This window comes from Paenibacillus sp. BT-177 (genome assembly GCF_025846815.2).
GTDB classification, from domain to species: Bacteria; Bacillota; Bacilli; order Paenibacillales; family Paenibacillaceae; genus Paenibacillus; species Paenibacillus polymyxa_C.
Genome location: NZ_JAOYTP010000002.1, coordinates 347383 through 361632 on the forward strand (window position 1 = coordinate 347383; position 14250 = coordinate 361632).

The 14250-nt window shown below is 46.4% G+C and carries 11 protein-coding genes, 1 pseudogene and 1 riboswitch; of the genes and pseudogenes, 7 read left to right on the plus strand and 5 right to left on the minus strand.

The features are described from left to right. Positions 1–171 precede the first annotated feature (171 nt). The 3 genes and pseudogenes from alr to OIU26_RS07835 all read right to left on the minus strand — a co-directional run bounded on the left by alr (position 172) and on the right by OIU26_RS07835 (position 3650). Positions 172–1368 (minus strand): alanine racemase, encoded by a 1197-nt coding sequence (alr, locus tag OIU26_RS07825; RefSeq protein ID WP_264216773.1) that lies wholly within the window; start codon positions 1366–1368, stop codon positions 172–174. Between the two features lie 268 nt (positions 1369–1636). Beyond that, positions 1637–2914: an outer membrane lipoprotein-sorting protein gene (locus OIU26_RS07830; protein ID WP_264216447.1), complete on the minus strand. Its 1278-nt coding sequence runs from the start codon at positions 2912–2914 to the stop codon at positions 1637–1639. Between the two features lie 110 nt (positions 2915–3024). Further along, positions 3025–3650 (minus strand): annotated as a pseudogene (locus tag OIU26_RS07835) (LysE family translocator). 234 nt (positions 3651–3884) lie between these two features. Here OIU26_RS07835 and OIU26_RS07840 point away from each other — a divergent pair. Both OIU26_RS07840 and OIU26_RS07845 read left to right on the plus strand, forming a co-directional pair. Then, entirely contained in the window at positions 3885–4880 is a 996-nt protein-coding gene (locus OIU26_RS07840) for an ABC transporter substrate-binding protein (protein WP_264216448.1), read from the plus strand. Positions 4881–4992: 112 nt separating this feature from the next. Further along, complete coding sequence (locus OIU26_RS07845) at positions 4993–6714, plus strand: helix-turn-helix domain-containing protein (RefSeq protein WP_264216449.1); 1722 nt, start codon at positions 4993–4995, stop codon at positions 6712–6714. A gap of 31 nt (positions 6715–6745) precedes the next feature. On the opposite strand, the gene OIU26_RS07850 is transcribed toward OIU26_RS07845, so the two are convergent. Both OIU26_RS07850 and OIU26_RS07855 read right to left on the minus strand, forming a co-directional pair. Beyond that, positions 6746–8377, minus strand: a complete 1632-nt coding sequence (locus OIU26_RS07850; RefSeq protein WP_013369917.1) for a formate--tetrahydrofolate ligase — start codon at positions 8375–8377, stop codon at positions 6746–6748. Between the two features lie 253 nt (positions 8378–8630). Further along, entirely contained in the window at positions 8631–9134 is a 504-nt protein-coding gene (locus OIU26_RS07855; protein WP_013369916.1) for a DUF6933 domain-containing protein, read from the minus strand. Positions 9135–9439: 305 nt separating this feature from the next. Here OIU26_RS07855 and OIU26_RS07860 point away from each other — a divergent pair, with 305 nt between their 5' ends. The 5 genes from OIU26_RS07860 to OIU26_RS07880 all read left to right on the plus strand — a co-directional run bounded on the left by OIU26_RS07860 (position 9440) and on the right by OIU26_RS07880 (position 14195). Further along, positions 9440–10147, plus strand: a complete 708-nt coding sequence (locus tag OIU26_RS07860) for a response regulator transcription factor (protein WP_264216450.1) — start codon at positions 9440–9442, stop codon at positions 10145–10147. Position 10148: 1 nt separating this feature from the next. Beyond that, entirely contained in the window at positions 10149–11093 is a 945-nt protein-coding gene (locus OIU26_RS07865) for a sensor histidine kinase (protein ID WP_264216451.1), read from the plus strand. A 102-nt stretch (positions 11094–11195) separates the two neighbouring features. Continuing rightward, on the plus strand, positions 11196–12122 hold the full coding sequence (locus OIU26_RS07870) for an ABC transporter ATP-binding protein (RefSeq protein ID WP_264216452.1): 927 nt from the start codon (positions 11196–11198) through the stop codon (positions 12120–12122). Beyond that, the gene (locus OIU26_RS07875) at positions 12115–12807 is read left to right on the plus strand and encodes an ABC transporter permease (protein WP_264216453.1); all 693 of its coding nucleotides are present in this window, start codon (positions 12115–12117) and stop codon (positions 12805–12807) included. Before OIU26_RS07870 ends, OIU26_RS07875 begins: the two co-directional genes overlap by 8 nt. Positions 12808–12932: 125 nt before the next feature. Further along, positions 12933–13077, plus strand: a riboswitch (FMN riboswitch). Between the two features lie 170 nt (positions 13078–13247). Then, positions 13248–14195, plus strand: a complete 948-nt coding sequence (locus OIU26_RS07880) for a DMT family transporter (RefSeq protein ID WP_264216454.1) — start codon at positions 13248–13250, stop codon at positions 14193–14195. Positions 14196–14250 lie beyond the last annotated feature (55 nt).

Below are 14250 nucleotides of genomic sequence, written 5' to 3' on the forward strand. Positions count from 1 at the left end.
ATTATAAACTACGCAGTTCGTTTTCGTACAGGCGTTTGATCCCCGAAATACAAGTGTCAGCGGAGCCTAATGCGTCTTTTGACAGTTATAGCGCTCTTTTCTTTCCTTTGTACATATTTCGGGACGTTCTACGAAAACTCCTGCTTTTATCCGGTAATTTGCGTTATGAAATTAATTCCAGTGGGTTGGAAGAAGCGAGTTCACCCGAACGACAGGAACATGATCTCGCATGTAAACACGCGGTACCCTGTCTGCGATCATGCAGATCACCTCATAGTGGATCGTACCAAGCTTGGATGCCAGCTCATCCGCCGCAATGATTTCGCCGGACTGCTGGCCGATGAGAACAACCTCTTCGCCGGTTTGGATTTCTTCCGCATCCTCTGCGAAAGATTGTAAGGATACCATACACTGGTCCATGCAGATCGTACCGAGTACAGGGACGCGACGACCGCGTATCAACACTTCAACCTTCCCACTTAGCATGCGAGAATATCCATCCGCATAACCGATTGGCAGTGTGCCGATCCGCTCTTCACTAGAGGTCACATACCGGGTACCATAACTAACTCCCCATCCAGGAGGAAGCGTCTTGGTATAAACCACCGCCGTCTTTAATGACAATACAGGCAACAGTTCAATGACTTGCCGGTTAACCTCATCAGACGGATACAAACCGTATATACTGATGCCAATCCGCACCATATTGGGGGAAAGGGAAGGGGTATCAATGGTGGCCGCGCTGTTGCCCGTATGTATAATGGGAATAGTAATACCTTGTTCCCTTAGCGCATCCGCCACGCCCCGAAACCGATCATATTGTAGCAGTGTATAGCTTTTATCTTCTTCATCCGCGCGGGCAAAATGGGTGTACATGCCTTCCAGCAGCACCTGCTCTAATTCGTGAGCCTGCTGGACAAAAGCCAAAGCCGCTTCTCCAGGCAGCAAACCGAGTCTTCCCATGCCGCTGTCTATTTTGATGTGCACCTTCAACTTGCGTTCGCTTCCTTGGCGATCCAGTCTGCGGATACCCTCCAGCACTTCCTCACTAAACACAGTCAATGAGATATCATGCTCCCAAGCTGTTTGGACAGCTTCAGGCGAGGTATAGCCGAGTACTAGGATCGGCAGTCCAACTCCCGCATGACGAAGCTCTAGAGCCTCATCCAGAAAAGCGACGCTCAAATAATCCGCACCAAGGCGTTCCATTTCCTTTGAAATTTCTACGGCACCATGTCCGTAGGCATTAGCCTTGACACAGACCAGCATCAGCTTATCCGCAGGCAATGCCTTGCGAAAGGCTTCATAGTTGGCGCCAAGGTGATCCAGGTTGATTTCGGCCCGGGTCGATCTGTATTGTGCTTGCAAAATCCAGTCACCTTCTTCAATTGTTAGCCTGTAACGTAACCTTTTACCATTCGGAGTGTAGCAAAATCCTTGCTTCCAAAGGTTAATGGTAATGTTCAGAGACGTGGCTGTCAATGGCAGGGGAGCTTTACCAGCCTCCTCTACCATCTTTACAATAGAACAGGATATACAAGCGATGCACATCTTAGACTGCGAATGAACAAAAGACGGATACGGGCGGCAGCAGAGCATTTTACACTCTAGACCGTCTGCATCCGTCTATAAAATTTTATTTACCCGATTGATCCTGTATAGAAGCGGCAATTTGTATCATTTCGCTCACAGGCAGGTCAGCACTGGTGATTCTGAACTCTATTCCATCATTCATCCAGGTCATCGTCTGCTGTTCACTTCCTGTCAGCACGGCAAAGCTTCCTCCAATATCAACCAGTTCGCCTGCGGAAAGTGCGACTGCCCGATCTTTGGGACGCGCCTCCACAATGGTATAGTTATACGTTCCGCTATACCGCAACATCACTGCATGTGTACCATTATCCTCCAGCTCCGGCGTATCCTTAATCTGTACTCCGGCTGGCGTGTAGGACGGTTCAATCAAGCCGAATTCACCCAATACAGCTTCTACGGCATCCGTTCCTGCTGACGTTCCGGTTGCACCATCCGCTGTGCTCGGTGTTTGTTGCTGCGCCTCTGCGTTAGCTGCTGCTTCCGGCTTGGACGTATCGCCTGTGACAGCTCCGTCGCTCTTCGCCTCACCAGACGGTTGCTGAACATCGTTTCCTACGGTTCCCTGCTCTTGTCCAGATCCACTGGATGTCACGCCAGTCGTCCCTTCTAACGTACCGGAAGAATCGGGCAGACCGCTGGAATCGACTGCCCCTGAAGATGGCGATCCCTCGCTACCAGCACTCGTTTTTCCGGAAGCCATATTCCGTTCCATATCAAAGGAATCTTTGTCAAACTTCGTATCAAAAGCGAATTGATCGAATTTCAGATCGACAACCACCTTGGCATTCGCATCAGATACCTGTACCTGAGTAGGGGCATAGTTGTTTTTGGATAGCCAAATCTTTTGCCTTACCAGCGCATGGCTGTTGTAGTTCGCGGCCACATCAAACACATAGGATTTATCATCGGTAGCCAGCTGACGGGAGGCATCACCGATAATGCTGCGAACCAGCGTTTCATATAAATATACCTGACCCTGATTGTTTGGCCAGTCGCTTTTGAAACGGAAACTCTTGTTCAAGCTGGGGGTCAGTACAAATACACCCTCATCATTACGAAGCACAATTTGCGTAACATCCTTTTTCTCGTTCGTCATGGCAATGCGGTAATAGGACGGCTTGCGGTAGGAAATATCGACCTTGTATTCCTGCGGCGTGTCGCCGGTATGCAGCGTCATCAAAGCTGTACCGTGGTAGCTGTTCAGGTCGCTCACCACGTCACTCAAATCTTTAACCACATCGTCTGCGCTCTTCTTGCCGCACCCGGCCAGCAGCAACGTTACACACATGACCATGGCAAGCATCCATGAAATCCGGCGCATGTCATCAACCCCTTCAGCACATGTTTTAAATGAATTAGTACATGTCTATGAAGGACTTGTTCGATTTATGCAGACTGGCATGACAAGCTTGAGCGTATCCTTGTGTAATGCTATAAAATCTTTTGGAGACTAACCATAAATTCATATAAGAAATAAACCGAAAAACCAATCAAAACTACGCCGGCACAGATCGTAACCCACTTGATGGCAGTTCGGTTCATGGCTTTTCGTGTTGTTGCTACGAGGGTCATTAAGCCTAAATCATGGACAAGAATACCAAACAAAATACCTAAGCCAACAATCAAAAATTGACTTGTATTAGAACGATCAAACGAACTTGCCAGCACAGTCCCAAAAACACTTACCCAGAACACTAAATTCCCTGGTGAAACAGCTACAAGCAGCCCATTTTTATAGGAAGAAAATAATGATTTTGTCTTTTTCTCTCCTTCTAGCGCAATATCATGATCCGCATTTTTAATGCTGTCGTAACCTACGTAGCACAAAAATATGGCTCCAACCAGATCACCTGTACAACAGGTAAGGACAGAACAGAGGCCAGACCAAAATATAAACCAATGATTAATAACAAATCAATGGTCATTCCCCCAAGCCCAACAATCCATCCATGCATGAATCCATTCTTTAGCCCTTGCTTCGTCATTTCAACCGTGATGGTACCTATAGGTAGTGCTATTGAGAAACCTAGTAAAACATATGTAATAAACAATGCCATTTCAAAACCCCTTTCAAATGTATAAAAACGTTATTCTATACCATAAAAAATGACAAATCAATAAAATTTGAAGAATAAAATGAGCTAGTAACACATGAGACTTATTTTGTACAAAATCGGATGCATTGACCAAGTTTGTCCATTGAGTATTGAGGGTTCAGCGCTTATCATTGCTTTTGTGATAATAATTCTCATTTGCAATATTATGAATCATTCTATTATACGGAGGTTGCTATGATCAACAAGAACTCTACGATTAACAAAAAATCTGCTCGACAATACACTTCTCTGATCTGTCTATTCTCTCTTATGGGGGCATTGCTGCTGGGGTGCGGCGCATCAGACAACAATCAGACTGCAAACAGCAACACAGCAGCATCAACAAAAACATCGGAAGCAGCCACAACTCGCGCCTACACAGACTATAAGGGACATACAGTAGACATTCCCACGACTCCTGGGCGCATTGCTTACTTCGGAGAAAACTATGGGGATCTATTGGTTTTAGGCGTACAGGCTGTTGGTACATCGACTTCTATGATCGAGGGAAAGATATATGAAAAAAAAGTTCAGAATGTATCGGACCTAGGATTTCCCATTGATTTAGAAAAAACATTGGCTCTACAACCAGACCTAATCATCACCGCTGATACGAACGAAAAACAATACGCAGCGTTATCAAAAATTGCACCTACAATTATGTTCGATACCTTTGCTCCATTAAACGAGCGTTTGGTACATCTCGGAGACATTGTGAACAAGAAAATGACTGCTGAAGACTGGCTTGCCCAATATAAAATCAAGGAAGCAGAGATGTGGAGCAAACTTCAGGCGAAAGGTGTAAAACCGGGTGAAACAGCTTCGGTCTTTACCTACTATCCCGGTGACCGTTTGTTCGTCATGGCACGGACAGGCTTGTCGCAAATACTGTATGAAAAAAATGGTCTCAAGCCTACTCCTCTTATTCAGAAAGCACTGGATGAGGACAAAGGATTCGTGCAATTATCACAGGAAGTAATCGGACAATACGCTGGAGATCGGATTTTCATACTAAGCACTCCAAGTTCAGAAGCCCAGCAATCGACCGAACAATTAATGAAAAGCAAGCTGTGGCTTCAGCTCCCTGCTGTCAAGCAGGGACATGTGTACATGCAGGACATTGGCAAAACCGAAAGTGATGCTTCTACTCGAGAATGGCTGCTGGAGGAATTGCCCAAGCTCATAAAATAAGATTGGAGAAGCCTATCGCCCTTGTTGATAGGCTTCTTTTTTGTTGAACCTAAAGGAGGTATACTTATTATGCATATATGATAACCATTCTCAATAAAAGGAGTATTACACCGTGAATCAGCCTTCTTCGTCTGTAAATTCACCCCCGCCCAACTCACTGCTTTTTCATTTTAAGGAAATTGTGTTGGCTAGTGAGTCTAGTGATGGACTAACATCTCGTCCAAGTTCAGATCACTGTCTGCTTATGTTTATCGGCGGGGCTGGAAGGGTGGATATTGGTCAAGAACAATATGTATTCCATTCAGGTCATGGGTATTGGTTAACTCCTGGGGAATCCTATCGAATCGCTCCCTTGGAGGGAACTGTTTCTGAATACTACAAAATCACGTTCAAGGTCATTGCTATGTCGTTGGAGACACAATCAGACATGACCTTGGCTGAAAACGCAACGGGCATGCCATCCATATATCTTGGCTCCGTCCTGCCAGAACCGCGTGAATACGTCGTTTCCTCTTCCTCCAAGCCTATTCAGTTGGCTGAAGAGTTATTTTATAGCACCCAACAAACAATACAGCCGCATAGCCAAACCTCTGCATTGCGTCAGCAAATCATGTTTCAAGAGCTGCTCTTGCTGTGGCAGGAAGCCCACGTCCCTATTAAGCATAGCGATGACTTTAATCTGACATTGCCCGCATCGGTGGAAAGTACCCTTGCATATATGGAAAAACACTACGAAAAGCCCATTACCGTCAAGCAGCTTGCCGAACAGGCGAACGTTTCCATATGGCAATACTCCCAGTTGTTTCGCAAAATAACGGGCAAAAAGCCGCTGCATTACCTCACTGAGCTGCGCCTGACTCATGCCAAGCGGCTGCTGCTGGAATGCAAACGGCCTTTACGTGAAATTGCCCGTCAAGTGGGTTTCTCTGACGAATATTATTTTAATCGGCGTTTTAGACAAATGACCGGGGTTCCCCCTGGTCAATATGCGCTTTCCGCTCCCGGTTCTGTGTGCGTTAAGGATTGGACAGGCCACCAGATTCATATCCCGCGCCAAGCGAGCCGTATCATCTATCATGGAGAAACGATGGGCGATCTGCTCGCGTTAGGAGCCAAAGCCATCGGCGGAAGTCTGCGGCTTAGTGAATACAGCGTCTATAAACATCGTCTTGGGAACATGACTGATGTAGGACTTCCGCTAGATACCCACTTGACCAGCGCTCTTGATCCTGATCTGATTATCATCGCCAACTCGGATGAACAGGAATATGAGCGCGTTGCAAGCATCGCGCCCACCGTCACCTTTAACTCCTTTGCCGCCCTGGAGGAACGGCTGCGTACACTTGGCGCCTGGCTCGGTAAGGAACGAGAGGCCGAACGCTGGTTAGCTACCTTTGCCGCTCGTAATCTGGCAATGTGGAACCAACTCAGTGCGCATATCACAGCCGGAGAAACCGCCTCTGTCTTTATTTTCGATCATGGCGATCGGCTCTTTGTCATGGGCATGTCTGGATTCTCATCGTCCCTTTACCACCCGCACGGCTTCCAACCCGCAGAGCCAATCCGTAAGGTACTCGACGAGGGACTAGGCTTCGTAGAAATTGATCCGAACGAATTGCCTGATTACGCTGGCGACCGCATTTTTATGCTCGTCCCTACAGCACCAGACTCCAAGCATACGCTGGAATGCATGCTCAACAGCCCTCTCTGGCACAGCCTCCCTGCTGTGCGTCAAGGCCGGGTATATTTCGTAGAAGCAGACCGCTGGAACTGGAGCGATGCCATGACTCGGCAAAAGCTGCTCACTGCACTGCCCAAACTGCTCGTTCATTGATACTGAAATGCTGCATTTTTTTCTAAAAATGCTACATGAGTCCTTGAATACTCCCATCTGCCTCCAGCGACATATGCTCAGCTGCTGGAGATTTGGGCAGTCCTGGCATCGTCATGGTATTACCTGTTTCCACGACTACAAAACCTGCGCCTGCAGACAATGATACGCTGGACACGTGAATGGTGAACCCCTCCGGCGCACCTAGCAAGGAAGGTTGATCTGAGAAAGAATACGGCGTTTTGGCCATGCATACAGGCAATTGTCCAAAACCAAGCTGCTCCATACCAGCCAACGCCCGTTTGGCCGCAGGCGTGTAAGCCACCTCTGCCGCACCGTAAAGCTCCTTGGCAATGACACTAATTTTCGCTTGTAAATCAAGCGTATGATCATATAGCGGTGCAAAATGTGCTTTGTCCTCCTGAAGTAAGTTCAGCAGGCTTTGGGCCAATTTTTCTCCCCCTTGGCTTCCCTGCGCCCATACTTGTGAAAGCTCTGCGGGTACACCCAGCTTGCGGCATTCCGAGAAAATCAAATCCAACTCGGCTTCGCTGTCTGTTACAAAATGGTTAATCGCCACCAGTACAGGCACACCAAACTTTTGCAAATTCCGTACATGTCGGCTCATATTGGCTAATCCGAGTTGCAATTGCTCCAGATTTTCCGCATCCAGCTCATGTTTAGCTACACCGCCGTTATATTTCAGCGCTTTGGCGGTTACAACCAGCACAGCCGCATCCGGCTGCAAGCCGGACTGGCGGCACTTGATGTCAAAGAACTTTTCCGCTCCCAGCTCAGCCCCAAATCCCGCCTCTGTGACGACGACCTCTCCCAGCTTCAACGCCAGCTTTGTCCCCATCAGACTGCTACATCCATGGGCAATATTAGCAAAAGGTCCACCATGCACAATAACCGGAGTGCCCTCCAACGTCTGCACCAGATTAGGCTTTAATGCTTCCCGAAGCAGCACAGCCATAGCTTCCACCGCGTGCAGCTCCTCTGCTGTTACCGCCTCACCGGCTTCGTTATAGCCAATTACCATCCGACCCAACCGTACTTTAAGATCGTCCATATTTTCACTTAAGCATAGTACCGCCATGACTTCGGAGGCCGAGGTGATCAGAAAGCCGCTTTCTCTTACCGCTCCATTCCCCGTTCCCAATCCAGTCACAATACTTCGCAAGCTCCGGTCATTCATATCGACAGTCCGTTTCCACACAATTCGGTCTGGCTTCAGCCGCAAAGCATTTCCATGGAACAAATGGTTATCAATCATCGCTGACAGCAAATTATGCGCAGCTGAAATGGCATGTATATCCCCTGTAAAATGCAGATTAATGTCTTCCGCCGGAACAATCTGGGCCTGTCCTCCCCCGGTTGCTCCCCCTTTCATCCCAAAGCAAGGCCCAAGGGACGGCTCACGCAGTGCAGCAACGGTTTTATGCCCCATCGTATTTAGTGCCTGTGCCAGTCCGATGGTTGTCAGTGTTTTTCCTTCTCCAGCCGGGGTGGGATTCATCGCCGTAACCAGCACCAGCTTTCCATTCGGGCGATCCTTTAACTGCTCCCACAGAGATGGATTCAGCTTCGCTTTATATTTGCCATACGTCTCCAGATGCTCTTCTTCAATTCCTGCTTCTTTGGCAACATCAATAATCCTCTTCATCCTTCGTTATGTACCCCCCGTTTTATAAGTCTGAACAATGGTGTCAAACCCTTTATCATTTCATTCTACCAAAGTGTACCGTTTATTGCGCTATGATTCATTTCATCGCAAGCGTTGCTATCCTGTGAGTTATAAAAAAAGGCATCCCCTGCCCGCATGAACTTTGAGGATACTCTTTTGGTATGTCCTAATCAGCATAAATCCTCTAAAAGTCAGGACAGCTTGGGACTACAAACCATCCATATGTAAACGCTCAACTACTCTCTACTTTATAATGCTTTTCTAGCAGTTCCTTAAAAACATCAATCGGGTACTTGTATTGATCCGTTTTGAACACAATTCGGTTATTCCATTGATTCTTTTCCAGCTCGCATCCATGCTCCATATCCAGTTCCTTCATAATAAATATAATCTCATCTAAGGTTACCATCACACTATGTCTGTTCGTCGTAGTCGCCAGCATCTGCTCGCCTTCCTGTATGTATGCCTTAACGATCTGTTCATCAAACCCTTCGCTGATCATTAATTCCTTCAAGGTTTGTACAAAAAGAGCTGGCAGATTTTTGTACTGCGATTTTTTAATTCCAAACAGCGTGACGCTTAAGCGGGAAATATCATGCATAAACACAATATTTTTTCTGCGATTTAGTAAGAACAATCTGGCATGCCAACTATTCAAAGGCGGATAAATATCAACTTGAAGTGGTTCAGTCTCCCATTCCTTCAGCAGTTTTTCTGTTCCCCGTATAACAAACATCATTGCTCTCCTTTATTGACGGTCCTGTACCGTAGCTCATGATCTGGCATACCTAGTCTCTCACATCAGGCATACCCCGGATATTATAACTCCGTATTCCAAACATCGGATTATAGACTATTTCAGTATAGGATAGGGGAATGATTTATTGCCTGACACTGCTGAACGTAGCTCCTTCGGGACAAACCAGGGCATTTTCAATTTCTTAGTGGATATTTTTTATGGAAATCCCCTCCACCGCTCTATATAATTCAGATACAGTTCGTCACACGAGCTAATCTAAAAATTAGGGGTGTTTCACACCTATGCCACAGCATATTTTACTTATTGAAGACGATCTATCTATTGCTGAAATGCTGCTTAAAGCACTCACCAAGGAGGGCTACAATTTAACCACCGCCTCTGACGGGGAAGAAGGGCTTATTGCCTTTGAACGGCATACTTATGACCTGATCCTCGTAGATTTGATGATGCCGAAGGTTGATGGTATGGAGGTAATCCGGCAAATTCGTACCCGTAGCGCCGTGCCGATTCTGATTATGTCGGCTAAGGACAGCGATGTGGATAAAGCGCTTGGACTGGGCTTCGGGGCAGACGATTATGTTGCCAAACCTTTCTCAATGCTCGAAATGACGGCTCGTATTCAGTCCGCGATCCGCAGATCGACTACATATGCCCGTCTGCAACAGCAGGAGGAACAGCCGCAAGCACAAGTGTTGACCTATGGAAATCTACGCATTGATTTTGATCATTTTACAGTCATTCGCGATGGAAATGAAATTCAGCTAACAGCCAAAGAATCCGATATTCTGAAGCTGTTTGCATCCAATCCGAACCGGGTATTTACGAAAGCTCAATTATACGGGTTTATTTGGAAAGACGATTATATGGGTGATGAGAATGTGATTAACGTCCATATTCGCCGCCTACGTGAGAAAATTGAAGAAGATCCCTCTCACCCTGTCCATATTAAAACGTTGTGGGGCATCGGCTACAAATGGGAGACTGGCTGATATGATCATCGAAAACATTTTTGAATGGATTGTCGTCCTCATAATGTCCGTCGTTATCATATGGCTTTGGCGGGAACGTGTAGCCTATAAGCGCAAAATCAAGAATGTTCGAACCCTACTAGAGCGGATCGTGACCGTAAATCATGCGGAAAAGCTGCTATATGTTACAGGTGACGTGGAACTGCAGCGACTCATGACGGAAATCAACCGACTACTAGACTTAAATCTGAGAGTATCAGCCGATTACCACCGGGGCCAAATCGCTATGCGCAAAATGATTTCGAACATTTCCCACGATCTTAAGACCCCGCTTACCGTTGTGCTTGGATATGCCGAGATGCTGGATGGCGATCCAGATATTTCGCCAGAAGAACGTATAAAGCTGCTATCCAGAATTCATCAAAAGACCAGCGAGGCTATTGAGTTGATTGGAAGTTTTTTTAACTTGGCGAAGCTGGAAGCTAACGATACTGACATTCAACTGACCCGACTGGAGATAGGAGAACTATGCAGACGCAGCATTTTGGAGTTTTATGATCTGCTGACGGCTCAGGGTTTTACGGTACATATTGACATCCCGGAGCATCCCATTCATGCCTTGGGGAACGAAGGAGCCATTGGGCGGGTGCTGAGCAATCTGATTTCGAATGCCATTCGGTATGGGGCAGAGGGTCGAACGCTAGGCCTAACTCTGTCAGAACAGCAGGATACGGTGCGTATAGAGGTGTGGGATCGTGGAAAAGGCATACAGGAGCCGGAGCAGGATAAGGTTTTTGAACGCATGTACACACTTGAGGATTCCCGTAATAAGGCGGTACAGGGCAGTGGACTGGGCCTTACGATTGCCAAACGACTGGTTGAATGTATGAATGGAGAGATGCAATTGACCAGCAAACCTTATGACCAGACCGTTTTCTCTTTTACTTTGAAGAAGATCAGCTATTAAGCGAACTGCTCAACTTAATAAATTTGTAAGGATTACGAAAGAAAAATGAACATTTCGCCCTTTATTCTTGAATTATCAACAGCACACGAAGGGAGAACACCCATGACTTACATATTACGTACACATCAGCTGACCAAAGCCATGAAGGGCAATGAAATTGTAGCAGGGGTCAGTATGAATGTGCGCAAGGGGGAAACCTATGGCTTTCTCGGTCCCAATGGAGCGGGCAAGACGACGGTGATGAAAATGATTACCAACCTGCTCAAGCCAACATCGGGCGAGATTGAACTGTTCGGTGAAAAGCTAACGCCACAGTCTTATCATCTGCTCGGACGGATGGGCTCGATTATTGAATATCCGATTTTTTATGAAAGGCTGACGGCTCAGCAAAATCTTGAGCTTCATTGTGAATACATGGGCTATTATAATAAGCAGGCTGTCCGGGATGCACTGGAATTAGTGAACTTGCGGAATGCGGGTGACAAACCGGTAAAAGACTTTTCACTCGGAATGAAGCAGCGTCTCGGGATTGCCCGAGCCATTGCGACCAAGCCGGAGCTACTCATTTTGGATGAACCGATTAATGGTCTGGACCCGGTGGGAATCAAGGAAATTCGGCAGTTATTCCATATGCTATGCAAGGAATATGGGATGACGCTGCTCGTGTCCAGTCATTTATTAGCGGAAATTGAGCAGATTGCAGATACAATAGGCGTGATTAATCACGGACGGCTGATTGAGGAAGTTTCGATGGAACAGGTACGGGATACCAATACGGAATATATCGAATTTATTACCAACGATTGTAAAAAAGCAGCCTATATCCTCTCCCATCATCTGAGTCTGAATAATATAAAGGTACTCAGTGAACAGAGTATACGTATTTACGATCTTAGTGTACCGCAGAAGCAAATTACGAAAACGCTCATTTTAAATGATGTAGAGGTCGATTCCATTCATCAAAAAAGCAGTACGCTGGAAGACTACTTTTTACGTCTGTTACATGGAGGTGATCACCAGCATGCTTAAATTAATACAGTTGGAGATGAAGAAGCTTCATCTGGTGGGTTATATCCGTTCAGCACTGATCGCCAACGCCTGCATTTTGGGGTTGCTCTGTATTATTGCGCTGGACAGCCAAAATGAAGGAGTACCCGAATTTACACAGTACGCTCAGCTTCTCGATCTTATGGACAATATGGTGAGGGCAACGTTTATTGTATTTGCCTCCGTTCTACTGTGCCGTTTTATCGTAGGAGAATTTAAATCCAAATCGATTACAATCTTGTTCATGTATCCGATTCATCGTCAAAAGCTAATGATCGCCAAGCTCTTGATTGTGCTTCTGTTTACATTCTTGTCTATTGTAATCTCGGAAATCATCATTACGGCTGCGATCCATTTGCTCAACCAGTTTGTCATAATTGTACCGGATAAGCTCACTCTTTCTATACTAGCCGAGCAATCAGCGCGCACGCTAATCAATGCCGTTGCCGCCAGTTTTATGGGATTGGTTCCACTGTATATGGGAATGCGAAGATACTCTGTACCCACGACTATTGTGACCTCGATTCTGATTGTAGCATTACTTTTCTCCAATAATAACGGTGCTACCCTTAGCTCCATTGCTCCCGTGCAAATCAGCTTTTCTGTGCTGGGAATGCTTGTGGCTTATGCAGCCATTCGGCGCATTGAGTATAAGGATATTGCCTAGTAATCAGGATTAAACATAGAACGCTTTCATAAAAAGATGAAAATCCTTGCTTGATATACACACATTTTTCACTGGACTTCATTCAAAAACAGGTATATCCTATAGGAGAAATTAAAAAACGGAATAAGGATCTTCGGGGTAGGGTGAGATTCCCAACCGGCGGTATGGCTCATGGAGCTAAGCCCGCGACTCTGTATCCGGCAACAGGATACGGACTGATTTGGTGAGATGCCAAAGCCGACGGTAAAGTCCGGATGGAAGAAGATCGAAATATGAACATGCCGCAAAGTTGATGAATACTGCATTATGGTTGTGCAGTGACTTCATTTAACTTGCATCAAACGGCAAGTTTATTTGATCAACCCCCGTCTTGCATGGCCTTCGCCATGGACGGGGGTTTTTGTGCCACCGGTCCTGTATTCGCAAGGAGCTAAATAAGTATGAGTCAATCATCAACTGTACTAACATCCAAGGATTTTGATCGTAGCTCCCACATGAAAAGCGGTTTTTGGCTAGTCGCGATTGGAGCGGCCTTGTGGGGCGCAGACCCGCTGTTTCGTATTATTTTGTTAAAATCATTTACCTCAGCACAAATCGTACTGATGGAGCATGCGCTACTCTTTATCGCTCTGACGCCGATGCTGTGGAAGCATCGCGAGGAACTCAAAACGATACGATTTCGTCAGGTTTTCGCTATTTTGTTTGTCTCATGGGGTGGCTCGGCACTGGCCAGTGTGATTTTCACCATGGCGCTCAGCAACGGTGATCTGAATGCCGTACTTTTACTTCAGAAGCTTCAACCTTTGGTTGCTATTATTCTGGCCCGCGTTGTATTGAAGGAAATGTTACCGCGTCATTTTGGAATATTAATTGTCATCGCTCTGTTCGGGACGTATCTTCTGACTTTCGGTTGGTCACTTCCCTTTGGACATGTTCATGATTTTGTTCAAGTTGGTAGTCTGCTTGCACTGGGTGCAGCGATTCTGTGGGGCGGTTCGACCGTTATGGGCAGCTACTTGCTCCGTTCGATGAAATATGAAACTGTAACCTCCCTTCGCTTCATGGTGGCGCTCCCTCTGCTCATTGTTCTCACCTCTGTGGAGCATGCTCCGTGGAATATGCCTACAGGTACATGGGCGGGCGCAGCTGTAATTATCAACTTGCTGCTGCAGGCATTGCTTCCGGGTCTTCTCAGCTTATTACTGTATTACAAAGGCTTAAGTACAACCAAAGCTTCTTATGCTACGATGGCAGAATTGAGCTTTCCTATGGTAGGTGTCGTGATTAACTGGATCGCTTTCCAACAAATCGTTACCGTAGCGCAATTGACTGGTTTTATGCTTATCTGGGTTACACTCTTTATGATTTCTCGTCAGCAAAAAAATTAATAGCATGACCCCCTTTCATGCTCACCCAAGCCAAATCGTGAAGATGCTTTTGCAT